Here is a 14,427-nt window from a genome sequence, read left to right as displayed (position 1 = left end):
CGGCAGCTGGGGGGCTGACGTTGCGAGTCGATGTCCTCCGGTCGACAGCACGTATCTGATGACCAATGGAAAGGAATGCTCGATGAGCATCCGCAACTCTCTGCGTACCCTCGCGGCCGCCGGCCTGGTTCTGGCCGCCGTAGGCGTGGGCGCCGGAACGGCTTCCGCGGCGGGCAAGGACGGCTGGCTCACCTCCGGCGAGCTCGGACTGTTCTGCCAGGGGAGCCAGAGCAACTCGGTCTTCGACCTGTACAGCACGGACGAGGACTTCCAGGACGACTACTTCGTGGGCTCCCGCAGCTGCTCCGGGCACACCACGAACGACTGGACCGAGTCCTTCTCGAACCAGGACAGCAAGCGCTGGTCCGTGCACACCGACTGGTACGGCTACGGGTACGGCACTTACATCAACGCGGGAGCCAAGGGTGATCTGTCTTCCACCTACTGGAACCAGCTCTCCTCGGCGTACTACAACCGCTAGTCCGGCAATGCCCCGCACGTGAACATGGCTGCTCCGCCCGTAAGCGCCGGGCGGAGCAGCCATTCACGTATCGTAGTCGTTCCTCCATCGGAGTCACCATGTTCTCGCCACGTCCCGTGCCGACCGCAATGACCGTTTCCGCCACGATGCTCGTGCTGTTGCTCTCCGGCTGTTCGGACGCGGGTGACGGCGGGGGCGGAGGCGGCAAGGAGCCGGCCGCCGAAGCCGTCCGGATCCAGCTCGAAAGCAAGGATCTCGTCTTCCCGCTCGCCGCCTATCTGCCGACTCCCCAGCAGCACGCGGTGCTCGACGTGGCCCAAGACGTGCTCATCGACCAGTGCATGAAGCGCTACGGACTCCGGTACGACCAGCGGCGGAAGGCGGATCCCGCCGCCACGTCGGACGGGGCCCTCCGTTACGGCGTGTCCAGTGAGGCCGACGCCACACGGTACGGGTACGCGAACCCGCGGCTCGTCAAGGACAAGCCGGCGCAGCCGCCCATGGGCCCCAATGAGCGGCTGATTTTGGCCGGTCCGGAGGCCGACATGTCCAAGCCGGGTCCGAAGAGCCAGGAGGAGGCGGAGAAGTCGGCCGAGGGCACGTCGACGGTCGCCGGCCAGACGGTTCCCGCGGGTGGCTGTCTGGGCGAGAGCGCCCGCAAGCTCCACACGCCGACCGACGACACGGTCGACAACATGGCCGTGCAGGGCTTCGGCCTGGACTCCTTCGCCCGCTCCCGGGAGGACAGCCGGATCCGGGCGGTGTTGGGGCAATGGAGCGCGCGCATGGCCAAGCAGGGCCACAAGGTGGACGATCCGGTGAAGGCGCCAAGTCAACTCGGCTTGAAGCCCGCCGACTTGAACGGTCCGCGAGCGATCGCCGCGGCGCAGCAGGACGTCGCCTGCAAGAAGGAGACCAACCTGGTGGGCGTCTGGTTCAGCGTCGAAACGGCGTACCAGAAGCGGGTGATCGAGCAGAACGCCGAGATGCTGGACCTGGCCAAGAAGCAGCACGAGGAGCGCATGCGGCTGGCGGCGACGTTGACCGGCTCCGGGGCCTGAGGGGCGGTGGGTTCGAGCGGCTCCGGAGTCCGGCCGAGCGGCTCCGGAGCCCGAGTTGCTCAGCCGTGTCCGACAGGACAAGCCCCGATGCGGCGGTGAACGGAGAGGATGCAGATCTGGAGACGCGAAAGGTCGCCCAACTTGATCCGGATGTTCTCCATGTGGAACTTCACCGTGCGGATGGTTACTTGCAGCTGTTCGGCGATCTCCTGGTTGGACGGCCCGCAGGCCATCAGCCCGAACAGTTCCTGTTCCTTCTCGGTCAGTTCCGGTAATCGGGAAAACCCGCGGCGTAACCATGAATCATGCGCGTCGTGATTCCCGGACCCGCTCAGCAGGCAGCAAGGACAGTAGCTCTGCATGGACCCCCCCATTTTGCAGTAACGCAGCGATTCTATCCATCGGTTATGCCTTGTCCAGCGAGTGATCACCTGTCGGACCGGGAAAGGATCAGAACCCCCGGCGGCCTCCCGATGAGGTTCTGGCATATGCCGAAGAAGAGCGTTCACCGTTAATCGGATCCGTGTGTCCGCCCGCCCGATAAAACTCCGGGCATTCCTTCGCGCGGGCCGTGGACCCGCCCCGGCCGGGAATTCCTCACGTGAGCGGGCGCAGCCGGGACGGGCCGTGCGCCGAGGCCTGAGCCGACGCGTACGGGGAAGGGGGCACGAGCGGGGAAGCGGGCGCGAGCGGGGACTCCGCGGCGGCCCTCAGGGCGCTCCCCGCCTGCCATGCCGCCCAATCCAGGTTCCAGTCCCCGAAGCCGTTGTCGAAGGGGGTCATCGGCGCTCCGCCGCTGTTCACCACCGACACCAGGTCCCCCTCGCGCACCGTGTTGAAGAACCAGGCCGCGTCCGCCGTACTCATGCCCGTGCAGCCGTGGCTGACGTTCTCCTCGCCCTGCGCTTCGACCGACCAGGGCGCGGCGTGCACGTACTCGCCGCTCCACGTCACCCTGGTCGCGTAGAAGACGGGCAGATCGTAGAACTCGCTCGTTCCGCGCTTGATTCCCACGGTGTCCCCGCGCATCCGGACCTTGTACTCCTTGCCCAGGACGACCTTGACCCCGCTGCGCGTCAGGAAGCCGGCCTTGCCGGTGGTCACCGGGATCGTGCGCAGGACCTTGCCGTTGCGCCGTACGGTCATCTCGTGCTCGGCGGCGTCGGTGACCGCCTCGATCCGTTCCCCGATGGTGAACCGCAGGGGCTCCGAGGCCCCGCCGTACTCCCGGTCCGCGACTTCGACCCCGTCGAGGCCGCTGAGCACCTGCACCACGGTGTGGGCGGGCCAGTACGTACGGGGCCGGTAGTGCAGCGTCGAGTCGTCGACCCAGTGCCAGGCCCCCTCGACCGCCGGCTCCGAGGTGACCTGCAGCGCCCGCTCCAGCCGGGCCCGCGCCGCCGGGTCCGCGGCGGGGACCGGGTGGCTGAGGGAGGCCGTCACGATCTGCCCCGCTCCGTAGGTGCCGGGCTTCGGCCCGAACTCGACGGTGAGCCTGCCGTCCTCCGTCGCCGGCGCGGTCCGGAAGGCCATGGTCACACCGACCGGAGTGCCCGCCGCGTCCTGCGCGCCGACCCGGACGGTGTAGGTCTCGCCGGCCCGCATCGGCTCGGTGTTCGCCCAGCGGTGTCCTCTGGCCCCCAGTGCGCCGCCCACGTACCGCCCGTGGCCGTCGTGGACGGTCACGTAGGTGAGCATGCCCGGTCCGGCGAGGGTGATCTCGAGGGGGCCGGCGGCGTCCGTGGGCAGCACGACCGTGTGCGCCGCCGCGCGGGCCGCGCCCTGCGACGCGGGATCGCGCACCACGGAACCGGCCCCGCGCGCGGTGGCCCGTACCAGCCGCTGATCCAGCCCGCCGCACAGTTCGGCCCGGAAGGCCTCCACCGCGCACCGCCGGCCGCCCTTGTCGAGCACCCGGCCGACCAGCAGCTCCACGGAGGCGGGCTGCTCGCCCGAGACCGGGGGTCCGCCTTCGGACTGTGGCGCGGCGGCGACGACGAGCAGCGCCCCGGCCACTGCCCCGGCCACACTCCACGTCCTGCCCTGCCGCCGCAGTCGTACACGGTGTGTCGATGGCATCGTCGTCACGCAGCCCTCCCAGATCGCCTTCGGCCGGATGGCAGCATCAAAACGATTTCCGGCCAGACCGATGATCATGAACGCGGCCCGTGGGGCCGAACGGGCACAGAAGAGAACTCGTACGGAGCACACCCGGCCGGATCGGGGCCGAGGCCGCTTCCTTCGGATCAGGGGCTCTGGGGCTGCCCGCGAGGGGCGAAGGGCGGGAGATGTCGGGACCTCTGGGGGTACGGGCCGGGAGCGCGGGGTGTTTCGATGGAAGGGGCGCGAGCGGGACAACGGGATCCGGGTGCGCGCGAAGCCGGAGAGGTGTGCGGGATGATCGAGGAGAAGCGTGGTTTCTGCACGCTCTGCAAGTCGCGCTGCGGTGCCGTCTACACGATCGAGGACGGCCGGCTGACCGGCGTCCGCCCCGACACCGAGCACCCGACGGGCGCCGCCATGTGCCCCAAGGGCCGCGCCGCCCCGGAGATCGCCCACAGCACCCGCCGCCTTACCTCCCCGCTGCGCCGCACCCGCCCCAAGGCGGACCCGGACCCGGGCTGGGAGGAGATCGGCTGGGAGGAGGCGATGAGCGAGATTTCGGCGCGGATGAGCGCGATCGCGGCCGAGAGCGGCCCCGAGGCCGTCGCCTTCGCTCTGACCTCGCCGAGCGCCACCGCGCTGGCCGACTCCCTGGAGTGGATCGAACGCCTCGTCCGCCACTTCGGCAGTCCGAACACCTGCTACAGCACCGAGATCTGCAACTGGCACAAGGACGGCGCGCACGCCCGACGCCGCCCTCGCCCTGGCCCTCGCGAACCTGCTGATCGAACAGGGCCGCTACGACGCGGAGTTCGTCCGCGACTGGACCAACGGCCCCCTCCTGGTCCGCTCCGACACCCGCCGGTTCCTGCGCGCCGCCGACCTGACGGGAAATCCCGCCACCCACGGCTTCGTCGTCTGGGACGAGACCGCGGGCGCCCCCGAGCCCTACGACACCGCGCGGATGGCTCGGCGCCCCGAGAGGTTCGCCCTCCACGGCGCGTACCAGGTGGAGACACCGGCCGGGCCCGTCGAATGCCGCCCCGCCTTCGCGCACTACGCCGACGCCTGCGCGGCCTGGCCCGCCGACCGCGCGGCCCGCACCACGTGGATCCCCGAACGGGAGATCCGCGCACTCGCGGACACGATCGCCGCCGCCTCCTCGGTCGCGTACTACGGCTGGACGGGCGTCGGCCAGCATGCGAACGCCACCCAGATCGACCGGGCCATGTCCACCCTCTACGCCCTGACCGGGAGTTACGACACGCCGGGCGGCAACGTCCCGCTCTCCCCGCTCCCGTTCAACGGTGCCTCCGACCCGGGGCAGTTCGACCCGGAGCAGCGGGCCAAGGCCCTCGGCCTCGACAAGCACCCACTGGGCCCGCCCGCCACGGGATGGATCAACGCCGGGGACCTGCGGCGCGCGATCGAGCACGGGGACCCGTACAAGGTCCGGGCCTTGATCGGTTTCGGAGCCAACCTCGTTGTCTCCCAGCCAGGTTCCGAGCAGACCGCGCGCTCCCTGACCCATCTGGACTTCCAGGTCCACATCGACATGTTCCACAACCCCACCAGCACCACCGCCGACATCGTGCTGCCCGTCAACAGCGCCTGGGAGCATGAAGCCCTGCGCTTCGGCTTCGAGGTCGACCAGCGCGCCGCCGAACACGTCCAGCTGCGCCCGCGCATGGTCGAGCCGATGGCGGGGACCCGCTCCGACATGGAGATCGTCTTCGATCTCGCCCAACGCCTCGGCTTCGGCGCGCAGTTCTTCGACGGAGACATCGAGGCCGCGTGGAACCACCAGCTGGCACCCCTGGGCCTGACGACCGGAGAGCTCCGCGCCCAGCAGGGCGGGGTACGGGTCGCCCAGCCCGTCCGCCACCGCAAGTACGCAGCCCCGGCCGATGCCGCCGAGGCAGATGGCACCCCGGCCGATGCCGCCCAGGCAGATGGCACCCCGGCCGTACGAGGCTTCGACACCCCCACCCGCCGCGTCGAGCTCTACTCCGAGCGCATGGCCGAACACGGCTACCCGGCCGTCCCCGAACACGCCGAACCGTCCGCCCCCGGACCGGACCACCCCCTCGTGCTCACCTGCGCGAAGAACGGCTACTTCGTCCACAGCCAGCACCGGGACATCGGCTCGCTGCGCCGCCGCTCACCCGAACCGTGCGTGGACATCAGCCCCGAAACGGCCCGCGCCCGCGGCATCGGCGAAGGCCAGTGGGTGGAGCTCGCCACCCCCCGCGGCAGCGTCCGCATGCGGGCCCGCTTCGACGACTCCCTCCACCCGGCCGTCGTGGTCGCGGAGTTCGGCTGGTGGCAGGGAGCTCCCGACCTCGCGCTGCCCGGCGCCGACCCCCTGAGCAGGTCGGGAAGTAACTTCAACCTCCTTATCGACCACACCGTCACGGACCCCGTCAGCGGCTCGGTACCCCTGCGCTCCTCGGTGTGCGAGATCACCCCGGCCCCGGCGGACGGAGCCTGGGCCGGCACTCGTCCCTTCACGGTCACCGCCGTCGAGCCCCAGGGCGAGGGCGTACGCACCCTGCGCATGGTGCCCCTCGACGGCGGGCCCCTGCCCGACTTCCGCCCGGGCCAGCACCTCACCGTCCGGGCCGAGAACGAGGACGGCACCGTCGCGGACGCGCTCCACGGGCGCAGCTACTCCCTGACCGGCCCGGCGATCGACCCCGGGCGCCGGGCGTACCACCTGGCCGTCCGGCACGTGCCCGACGGCAGCTTTTCCACCTACGTCCACGAGAGCCTGAAGCCCGGCGACCGGCTCCACCTGGCCACTCCCGGCGGCGGGTTCGCCCTCCCCACCGACACCGACGCCCCCGTCGTGCTGCTGGCGGGTGGCATCGGCATCACCCCCTTCATGAGCTACCTGGAGACCCTCGCGGCGACCGGCGGCAGCGTCCCCGAGGTGGTCCTGCACTACGGCATCGGCAACTCGGCCGACCACCCGTTCCGCGAACGGATCCGCACCCTGGCGGCCCGGATCCCCGCCCTGCGCATCGTCACGCACTACGCGAACCCGCTGCCCGGCGACGCGGTGGGGGAGGACTACGACCGGGCCGGTTTCATCTCCGTCGACGACATCGACCCCGGACTCGTCGAGCGCCGCGCGCGCTTCTACTTCTGCGGACCGCCGCCCATGATCGACGCACTCACCGCGGCCCTGAGGGACCGCGGAGTGCCCCGCTTCGAGATCTTCAGCGAGAAGTTCCAGGCGGCCACCCGCGAGGTGACCGTCCCCGACGGCGCCGAGTTCACCGTCCGCTTCGCCCGCTCCGGAACGGAACTCACCTGGCGCAAGGGCGACGGCACCCTCCTCGCCGCCGCGGAGGAGGCCGCGGTGAGACTCCCCAGCGGATGCCGCGTCGGCCAGTGCGAGAGCTGCGCCGTTCCGGTCCTGGACGGGGCGGTCACCCATCTGGTGGCCCCGTCCGAGGACCTGCCCGAGGACAACTGCCTCACCTGCCAGTCGGTCCCCGCGGCCGACCTCGTACTGGACGCCTAGGACGCCTAGGGCGGCTGGGACGGCGGGGGCGGCTGGGGCGGCTCTCCTCCGGGTCTCGCCGCGCCCGCTCAGCCGGCGGCCCCCGGTGCGAAGTCCAGCGGGTGGCGGACGGTTTCCGGGCCGCGGACCCGGGTGCCGAAGACCACCAGCTCGCAGGCGCCCTTCGCGCGGCAGTCGACGGAGCGGCCGTCGATGCTGGTGAAGGTTGCCGACAGGGCGACCTCCTCGTCGATCCGCCCGCTGTCGGTGGTCGCCGGGGGCCTGCTACGGGGCCGGCAGCCGAGGGTGTCGGCGGAGCCCGCGGCGCACTCCATGACCAGGGAGTGGTAGCGCGGTTCGTAGCCCTTGCCCGTGGCGCGTACCGTGCGGCCGTCCACGAGCCCCTCGTCCGGGTTCACGCGCAGGGTCGGCGGCGCTTCCGGACCACCGTGCGGACGGAAGCGCAGCGGGAGCGTGGCGAGCACGGACCCGTCGTTGTCGGTGAGGGCCAGGGTGCAGGGTTCGACGGCGGGTGCCGTGCGGCAGTCGAAGTCCCCTGCCGACGTGTCGAGTCGGGCGTAGAGCTTCTTCGGCGAGAGCTGGAAAGTGCCGTCCGGAAGGACGCGGAACTGGCGGCCGGTGGCATCGTCACAGGTGGCCGCCGACGCCGAGGTGCCGCACTGCTTGACCCAGACGTACGCCTTGGGCGGACCGCCCGCGATCGTGAACTTGACGATGTCCCCGTCCAGCAGCCCCGAGGTCCGCTCGACCTCCAAGCGCGCCGGGCCGCCGGAGACCTGCGTCCGATCCACCGAATTCGGCCGGATCCGGCCCCCGTCCAGGCCTGGCGCCGGCTCCCGCCCGGTCTTGGACGGGGTGCTCCAGACGCCGGCGCCGCCGCTGTGCACCGTGTGGCAGAAGGAACCGCCCGCGGTGAACAGCACCTCCAGAGCGCCCGCCGCGTTCTCGACCGCGCTCATGGAAGCGTTCCCCGGCCCGACGGCCGTGGCGCTCACCCGCCGCCACGGCCCGTACGCACTGTCCGGCGCGTCCTGCTCCCGGTGCCAGGCGAAGTTCAGGCCCTCCGGGGCCGTGGCATCGGAGAACAGCTGCACCTGGCTGATCCGGCCATCGCCGCGGTCCACCGACACCAGGCTTCCCGGTACGGCCCCGCTCGCCAGGCCCCGCGCGCCCGCGTCCACGCCGCACGCTACGGAGTCCGGACCGGCCCCCCGCGCCGCCACGGGTCCCACGGCCACCCCCGCACAGGCGAGCAGCAGCGTCACCGCACCCCGCGCCAGCACCCCGGCCCGGCCGCCCCGCGGCCCCTTGCGCCCTGACTTCATCGGCTCCCCGCCCTCCCAGGCCGGCCCGCCCGGCCGGGGAGCATCCTCACGCCGCGGACCGCCCCTCGCCAGCCCGCCTTTCCGGCCGGCACGCCGTCCGGAAGAACCAAGGAGCCGAGACCGGAAGGAACCCGGCCGGGCGGGGCGGACCGGATCAGGTGAGGTCCGCCAACCCCTTGGCCACCACGATCTCCTTGTCCACCGCGGGGACCTCCGCGAGCCGGTCCATGAGGAGCAGCTGCGCCCGGTAGTGGATCAGCGAGACGACGAGGAGGTCGGCCCGTTCGGGTTCCATCGCGCACATGCGGCGGGCCGCGGCGACGGCCTCGGCGTGCAGAGCCAGCGCCGTCTGCGGCTCTCCGGCGAATTCCTGACGGCTGTACTCCCACAGTGCCGCCGCGAGGCGGGGCAGATAGGCGAGCGGACTTACGTGCACGAGCACGCGGTAGGCCGCGACTTCCTCCTTGGCAGGCAGCGTCCCCGACGCGAGGAGAGCCACTCGTGCTCGCAGTACGGCGTGGTGATTGATGTGCGAAGAGGAGTTCATGACGGTGATTCTGAGATCCGAACGGGGGTCCGAACAAGGGAAATCGGATGTGCCGTCAGTCCTACGAAAACACCGTCTGACGTGTCATGATGGAACCGTCATCACCCCTGCGCCGGAGAATCGGCCTCTCGAATCCTCGGCTTCTCCAGCCGAATCGGGACGCGGCAGCCCCGCTGCCGGACCGTCAGACGGCCAGCGCCGTCGTGATCACCAGCGGCGGACTGGCCCGCTCCGCCGACCACGTACGGCCGGCACCGAAGTCCGCGTCGACGAGACCGAGCGCCTCGTCCACCGTGGGCCGGTGCTGCACGACGTCCCCGAATCCGGCGCGCTCCAGCAGGGCCGGGTACACGTCCACGGGCCACGCGTGATTGCGCATCTCCTGCCAGGTTCCGTCCGTACGCCGGAGCCGTACGGACAGCTCGTCGCCCGGACCGTACTTCCCGCCCGGCTCGCCGATGCGCAGAGAGGCGTACTCCCGGCCGCTGCACGCGGGATCGGTGGCCAGCAGCACGAACGGGGCTCCGGGCCGCAGGAGCCGGCGGATCTCTCCGAACACCGCCAGCACCGCCTCCTCGGTCGGCAGGGACGCCAGGACGTGGTTGCACATCACCGCGTCGGCGCTGGCGTCGGCCAGGCAGACGGTCCGGTTGCCCTCGACCAGGTGGTATTCGGCCACGGCCGTCCCGGAGTCACGGGCCAGTGCCAGCATCTCGGGGGAGGTGTCCACGCCCAGCACCCTCGCTCCGAGCAGCCGGGCCCCGTAGTCGGCCACCTTGCCCGGCCCGCACCCGTAGTCCACCAGGACGTGACGGCTGTCGATCCAGCGGGCCAGGGTCCGGAAGACGAAGGGGTACCCGAGCAGCCAGTCCGTGGCCGCTTCCACCGCGGCGAAGGCCTGCGCGCCCTGCGGCCCGGACCACGCGACGCGCTCCTCGGCGTCACCGACGCCTTCGTCACCGACGCCGGCGCCGCCGCCACCTGCGCCGCCCGCTCGGGCTTGCCCGGTTCCTTCTGGCGAGTCGCTCACGGTTCCCACTATCGGGCTACGACGGCCTGGGCGGCGCGCTACGACACGGCGGCGATGTACGGTGCCCGGTGCGACCGCCCGGCGATGCCCCGGCGGTCGTGCAGCGGAACGGCGCGATACGAGGCAAGAGGTGTGGGCGATGACCGACGCGGCAGTGGTGATCCGTGCGTTGCGGGAGCTGGCGCGGGAGAGGGCGGACGAGGTCGAGCTTCTCGACGGGTTCACGGACGCCGAGCTTGACGCCTGGCCGGTGGAAGTGCCGGACGAGCTGAGGACCGTACTGCGGGAGATCGGCGGGGTGGAGACCGAGGACGAGCGGTACGCGTTCGGGCCGCGCGGCCGTCAGGTCTTCGCGGACGGCTGCTGGACGCTCGGCGACCTGGACTTCGGTGAGGGCTCGCTGATCGTCGGCGCCGGGACGGGGCCGTGGGGGCCGGTCGTGTCCGTGTACCCCTACCGGCAGGACGAGCGCGAAGTCACCGTCGAGGCACCGGAGTTCCTCGGATGGCTGGCCGCCTTCGCGGCCCGCCTGACCGACTGCGCGCAGCCGCCCGCACCGCGGGTCTTCGTCGCCGCCGTGCCGAGCGTAGGGGTGGCAGAGGGCACGGACACGGAGCTGGCCGCCCTCATCGGGGCCGGCGACCCGCTCACCGATGTGGTCGACCTGCGCGAACTGCCCGGATACCCGTGCGGGGTCGCCTGGGAGCCCTACTTCTCCACCGGGTACGGCACGGCAGACACCAGCGGCAGCGAGATCCTGTTCAGCCTGGCCGGAGACGGCCGGGCGCTGCTCCTGCGCTCCGTCGTGAGCGGGGACTTCCTCGGCCGCCCCGTCCGCCGCCCCGCCCTGCCCGAGGACGCCGCGCACCGCGCCGTGGCCGAACTGCGCGAACTGGCCTCCCGTCACCCGGACTTCGTCGTACTCGACGCGGGCTGCGAGGATTCCGTCCTGGATGCCTGGCCCGTCCCGGTGCCCGAGGACATCCGGGTGGTGCTCCGCGAGATCGGCGGTGTCACCGTCACCGGGCTGCCCCCGCTGCGCCTGCTGCCGGGTGCTCCCGAACTTGCCGTGGACCCCGAGCTCCACCGGATCCTGGGCGGGGACGGCACGTACTGGCCGCTCGCCGAGATCCGCTACGGGCGCGGCCGCGCGCTCGCGCAGGTCCGTATCGACCCGGCGACGGGGCGTTGGGGGTACGTGGTCTCCGTCCCCTCCGAACCGGCGCGGCTCCGGGAGCATCCCGAACTCAAACTGGTCGCCGAATCGCTGCCTGCCCTGCTGCTCGCCTTCGCGCGGCGGGCCCGGCAGGCCGCCGGGGCCGGGCATGGCGCGGCCCCGCGGGTCTCCGGCGACGGGGGATGGCTGTTCCCGAACACCGGCGAGCCGTGGCCGCGGCCGGCGCCCGTGGCCGCGTGGGCGTCCTCGGCCGATCCGCTGCTGGCGGCGACGGCCGCCGCGCTGCCCGACGGGGCGCACGCGGCCGACTTGCGGGAGGTGCCGATCCCGAGCGACCTGTGCTTCCACCGGGCGCGGGAGTGGCCGTCCGCGGCCCGCCTGGACCGGCTGTACTTCCCGGCGGGCGGGAGACTGGCAGCGGCGGTGCCGCTGGCGGGCTGAACCGTGGGGCGGGAAGTCGGCGACCCCGCCCCCCGGGGCGTCCTAGAGCGAGTCCCGCTCCCTCTCCTCACGCTCCTGCTTGGCGACAGCCTCCCGCTCCGCCGTCTCGGCGATGCGCTTGATGCCGGCCAGCCTGCGGTCCCAGTCGGCGGCGAGCGTGGCCATCCAACGCGCCGTCGCGTCCAGGGCCGCGGGCCGCACCGTGTACCGGACTTCGCGTCCGACCCGGCTGCCGGAGACCAGGCCGGCGGCGTCCAGGACGGCGAGGTGCTTGACCACCGCCTGCCGGGATACGGGAAGGCCTTCGGCGAGCGTCGTCGCCGTGACCTCGCCCTGTGCGGCGAGCAGGTCGAGCAGCTTGCGGCGGGTCGGATCGGCCAGTGCGGAGAGGACGTTGTCCACCGCCGGGCCGGTGCCGAGTCGTTCCTCGGTCACGCGGGCGGCTGCTCGGCGCGCTTCTTGAAGGCGTCGAGCACCTGCGGCCATCCGCCGGTGTTGTCCTTCAGCGCCTTGCCGCGCAGCTCCTCGGACCCGGCCAGCGCCGCGAACCCGCTCTCGACGACACACAGCCGCGTCTTGTCGCCCTCCTGGGTCAGCGTGAACTCCACGAGGGTGCTGTTGTCCTCGCGCAGCTCCTGCCCGGGGAACGCGCTGGCCCAGCGGTAGGCGAGGTACGTCGGCGGTTGGACCTTCTCCACGCGCACCGGGAAGTCGCCGTACTCGGCGTTCCTCGCCACGATCGACTCCCCTTCCCTGGCCACGGTGCCCGCCACGCTCGCTTCGTCGGCCACCCAGAAGCCGGGCTCGGCCACCAGGGACCAGACCCGCTCCAGGGATGCCTCGATCAGGGTTTCGCGTTCGATTCGATCCGTGCTCATCAGGTGACTCCTTCGTCGTCGCCAGTGGGTGCAACTCCAGAGTTGCACATCGGTGCACCTCACGCAACCGCAGGGTTGCGCAAACTCGGAGGCGAGTCGTCCACGCCTGAAAACCAAGGGGGGCGGCCGAGCCTTGCCCTTGTCGCCGATGACGCGGTCGCGCCGTACGCGTGGCCGGCCGCGGACGGCCGGCTGAGCCCGGCGGGCCTGCTGGCCGTCTCCGGGTACCTGTTCCTGGCCTCCGGCATGGTCGACCAGATCGACGCACTGCTCGCGATCGCCCAGGCCCGGGCCGGCGCACGCCGCCTCGCCGAGGTGCTGCGGCACGAGCCGCCCGCCGAGGGCACGGGGAGCGTCACGCCCAAGGACGGCGCCGTACGGCTGCGCGGCGTCACGGTCCTCCGCGCCGGTGAACGAGTGCTGGACCGGCTCGATCTCGACCTGCCCGCCGGCGCCGCCGTCGCCCTGGTCGGGCGTACCGGCGCGGGCAAGAGCGTGCTGGCCGGCCTGCTCGGACGGCTCACCGACCCCGACGAGGGCGAGATCGCGATCGGCGGCGTCCCGGTACGCGACCTGCCCCTGGACCGGCTGCGCACCCTCGTGGCCCACGCCTTCGAGCGGCCCGAGCTGTACGGGCGGACGGTCCACGAGGCGATCTCCTTCGGCCGGCCCGGGCTCACCCGCGCGGACGTGGTCCGTGCCGCCCGCGCCGCGCAGGCCGACCGGTTCGTCCGACGGCTCCCGGCCGGCTACGACACCCCGCTGGACGAGACCCCGATGTCCGGCGGCGAACGCCAACGGCTCGGCCTCGCCCGGGCCCTGGTGTGCCCGGCGCTCGTGCACGTCCTGGACGACGCGACCTCGGGCCTGGACACCGTGACCGAAGCAGAGGTCAGCCGTTCCGTCACCGACCTGCTGGCCGGCCGCACCAGGCTCGTGGCCGCCCACCGCGCCGCCACCGCCGCCCGCTGCGACACCGCCTGGCCGAGGCGGCCACCGTGCCCGAAGTGCCGTCCCAGCCGTCCCAGCCGGCCCGGTCGGCCGGGCCGTCAGGGGTGTTCCCGGCGCCCGGACGGCACGGGGAGGCCGCGGACATCTCGGTGCGGGAACTCGACTTCGCGTACGGCCCGCACGCCGAACGCGTGCTGCGCCGGCTCGCCCTCGACATTCCCCATGGCGACCACCTGGCCGTCGTCGGCACGAGCGGAATCGGCAAGTCCACCCTCGCCGCGCTGCTCGCCGGGATCGTCCCCCCGGCCGCCGGTACGGTGAGCATGGGCGGCCGCCCGGTGACGGATTTCGACGAGGTGCTGCGCTGCCGGCTGATCGCCCTCGTGCCGCAGGAGGCGTACGTCTTCCCCGGCACCGTCGCCGCCAACCTGGCCTACTTCGCCCCCGACGCCGACCTGGCCCGGCTGCAGCGCTCCGCCGAGGCGGTCGGCCTCTCAAAGGTGATCGACAGGCTCGGCGGACTCGACGCCCGTCTGCACGCCCCTGCGACCGAACTGTCCAGTGGTGAGCGGCAGTTGTTCGCGCTGGCCCGTGTCCACGCCTGCGCCGCCCCGGTGGTGGTCCTCGACGAGGCCACCTGCCATCTGGACCCGGTCGCCGAGGCGCGCGCGGAGGCCGCCTTCGCCGAACGCCCCGGCACCCTCATCGTCATCGCGCACAGGCTCGTCTCCGCCACCCGGGCCCGCAGGGTCCTGCTCCTCGACGGAAACAGGACGGCACTGGGCACCCACGCCGAGCTCCTCGCGCGCACCCCGCACTACGCCGAGCTCGTCGGCCACTGGGAGGCGACCGCAGCCGCCCTGCTGCCGACCGATGTCTGAGTGACCGAGGCCCGGCACGGCCG

Annotated in this window: 13 protein-coding genes and 1 pseudogene; 7 read left to right on the top strand and 7 right to left on the bottom strand. The window is 72.3% G+C overall.

From position 1 onward, the window contains the following. Window positions 1–82: 82 nt before the first annotated feature. Together J7F03_RS24665 and J7F03_RS24660 are read left to right on the top strand one after the other, a co-directional pair. The gene (locus tag J7F03_RS24665; protein WP_214953016.1) at window positions 83–481 is read left to right on the top strand and encodes a hypothetical protein; all 399 of its coding nucleotides are present in this window, start codon (window positions 83–85) and stop codon (window positions 479–481) included. A gap of 128 nt (window positions 482–609) precedes the next feature. Beyond that, the gene (locus tag J7F03_RS24660; protein WP_214953014.1) at window positions 610–1,542 is read left to right on the top strand and encodes a hypothetical protein; all 933 of its coding nucleotides are present in this window, start codon (window positions 610–612) and stop codon (window positions 1,540–1,542) included. 59 nt (window positions 1,543–1,601) lie between these two features. Here J7F03_RS24660 and J7F03_RS24655 read toward each other — a convergent pair whose 3' ends face one another. After that, window positions 1,602–1,904, bottom strand: a complete 303-nt coding sequence (locus J7F03_RS24655) for a helix-turn-helix transcriptional regulator (protein ID WP_214953012.1) — start codon at window positions 1,902–1,904, stop codon at window positions 1,602–1,604. 235 nt (window positions 1,905–2,139) lie between these two features. Further along, window positions 2,140–3,456: an Ig-like domain-containing protein gene (locus tag J7F03_RS24650; protein ID WP_374104386.1), complete on the bottom strand. Its 1,317-nt coding sequence runs from the start codon at window positions 3,454–3,456 to the stop codon at window positions 2,140–2,142. A 420-nt stretch (window positions 3,457–3,876) separates the two neighbouring features. Between J7F03_RS24650 and J7F03_RS41270 the strand changes: the two are divergent. After that, window positions 3,877–4,308: pseudogene (locus J7F03_RS41270) on the top strand (molybdopterin-dependent oxidoreductase); the annotation flags it as partial. Between the two features lie 100 nt (window positions 4,309–4,408). Further along, window positions 4,409–7,174: a molybdopterin dinucleotide binding domain-containing protein gene (locus J7F03_RS24645; protein ID WP_308379952.1), complete on the top strand. Its 2,766-nt coding sequence runs from the start codon at window positions 4,409–4,411 to the stop codon at window positions 7,172–7,174. Window positions 7,175–7,242: 68 nt separating this feature from the next. Here J7F03_RS24645 and J7F03_RS24640 read toward each other — a convergent pair whose 3' ends face one another. The 3 genes from J7F03_RS24640 to J7F03_RS24630 form a co-directional block, all read right to left on the bottom strand. Beyond that, window positions 7,243–8,499 (bottom strand): neocarzinostatin apoprotein domain-containing protein, encoded by a 1,257-nt coding sequence (locus J7F03_RS24640; protein WP_214953010.1) that lies wholly within the window; start codon window positions 8,497–8,499, stop codon window positions 7,243–7,245. 154 nt (window positions 8,500–8,653) lie between these two features. Continuing rightward, window positions 8,654–9,046 (bottom strand): hypothetical protein, encoded by a 393-nt coding sequence (locus tag J7F03_RS24635; protein WP_214953008.1) that lies wholly within the window; start codon window positions 9,044–9,046, stop codon window positions 8,654–8,656. 184 nt (window positions 9,047–9,230) lie between these two features. Continuing rightward, window positions 9,231–10,076, bottom strand: coding sequence for a class I SAM-dependent methyltransferase (locus J7F03_RS24630; RefSeq protein ID WP_214953005.1), 846 nt, complete (start codon window positions 10,074–10,076; stop codon window positions 9,231–9,233). Between the two features lie 139 nt (window positions 10,077–10,215). Between J7F03_RS24630 and J7F03_RS24625 the strand changes: the two genes are divergently transcribed. Beyond that, complete coding sequence (locus J7F03_RS24625) at window positions 10,216–11,694, top strand: hypothetical protein (RefSeq protein ID WP_214953003.1); 1,479 nt, start codon at window positions 10,216–10,218, stop codon at window positions 11,692–11,694. A 42-nt stretch (window positions 11,695–11,736) separates the two neighbouring features. On the opposite strand, the gene J7F03_RS24620 is transcribed toward J7F03_RS24625, so the two are convergent. Both J7F03_RS24620 and J7F03_RS24615 read right to left on the bottom strand, forming a co-directional pair. Beyond that, window positions 11,737–12,129, bottom strand: coding sequence for a metalloregulator ArsR/SmtB family transcription factor (locus tag J7F03_RS24620; RefSeq protein WP_308379945.1), 393 nt, complete (start codon window positions 12,127–12,129; stop codon window positions 11,737–11,739). After that, the gene (locus tag J7F03_RS24615) at window positions 12,126–12,572 is read right to left on the bottom strand and encodes an SRPBCC domain-containing protein (RefSeq protein WP_214952999.1); all 447 of its coding nucleotides are present in this window, start codon (window positions 12,570–12,572) and stop codon (window positions 12,126–12,128) included. The genes J7F03_RS24620 and J7F03_RS24615 overlap by 4 nt, the downstream gene beginning before the upstream one ends. A gap of 75 nt (window positions 12,573–12,647) precedes the next feature. On the opposite strand from J7F03_RS24615, the gene J7F03_RS24610 reads away from it, so the two are divergent. Together J7F03_RS24610 and J7F03_RS41265 are read left to right on the top strand one after the other, a co-directional pair. Then, a complete protein-coding gene (locus tag J7F03_RS24610; protein WP_214952997.1) occupies window positions 12,648–13,844 on the top strand; it encodes an ABC transporter ATP-binding protein in 1,197 nt (398 codons plus the stop codon). Further along, window positions 13,739–14,404 (top strand): ABC transporter ATP-binding protein, encoded by a 666-nt coding sequence (locus J7F03_RS41265; RefSeq protein ID WP_308379951.1) that lies wholly within the window; start codon window positions 13,739–13,741, stop codon window positions 14,402–14,404. Before J7F03_RS24610 ends, J7F03_RS41265 begins: the two co-directional genes overlap by 106 nt. Window positions 14,405–14,427: the final 23 nt, after the last annotated feature.

The sequence above is a fragment of the Streptomyces sp. ISL-43 genome, assembly GCF_018614195.1.
Classification (GTDB): Bacteria; Actinomycetota; Actinomycetes; order Streptomycetales; family Streptomycetaceae; genus Streptomyces.
The sequence above is the reverse complement of the archived record's forward strand: the minus strand, read 5'-3'. Positions and strand labels throughout refer to the sequence as shown.

Coding starts and splice junctions, on each gene's coding strand:
- J7F03_RS24665 (WP_214953016.1), top strand. CDS start 83: ATGAGCATCCGCAACTCTCTGCGTACCCTCGCGGCCGCCGGCCTGGTT.
- J7F03_RS24660 (WP_214953014.1), top strand. CDS start 610: ATGACCGTTTCCGCCACGATGCTCGTGCTGTTGCTCTCCGGCTGTTCG.
- J7F03_RS24655 (WP_214953012.1), bottom strand. CDS start 1,904: ATGCAGAGCTACTGTCCTTGCTGCCTGCTGAGCGGGTCCGGGAATCAC.
- J7F03_RS24640 (WP_214953010.1), bottom strand. CDS start 8,499: ATGAAGTCAGGGCGCAAGGGGCCGCGGGGCGGCCGGGCCGGGGTGCTG.
- J7F03_RS24635 (WP_214953008.1), bottom strand. CDS start 9,046: ATGAACTCCTCTTCGCACATCAATCACCACGCCGTACTGCGAGCACGA.
- J7F03_RS24625 (WP_214953003.1), top strand. CDS start 10,216: ATGACCGACGCGGCAGTGGTGATCCGTGCGTTGCGGGAGCTGGCGCGG.
- J7F03_RS24615 (WP_214952999.1), bottom strand. CDS start 12,572: ATGAGCACGGATCGAATCGAACGCGAAACCCTGATCGAGGCATCCCTG.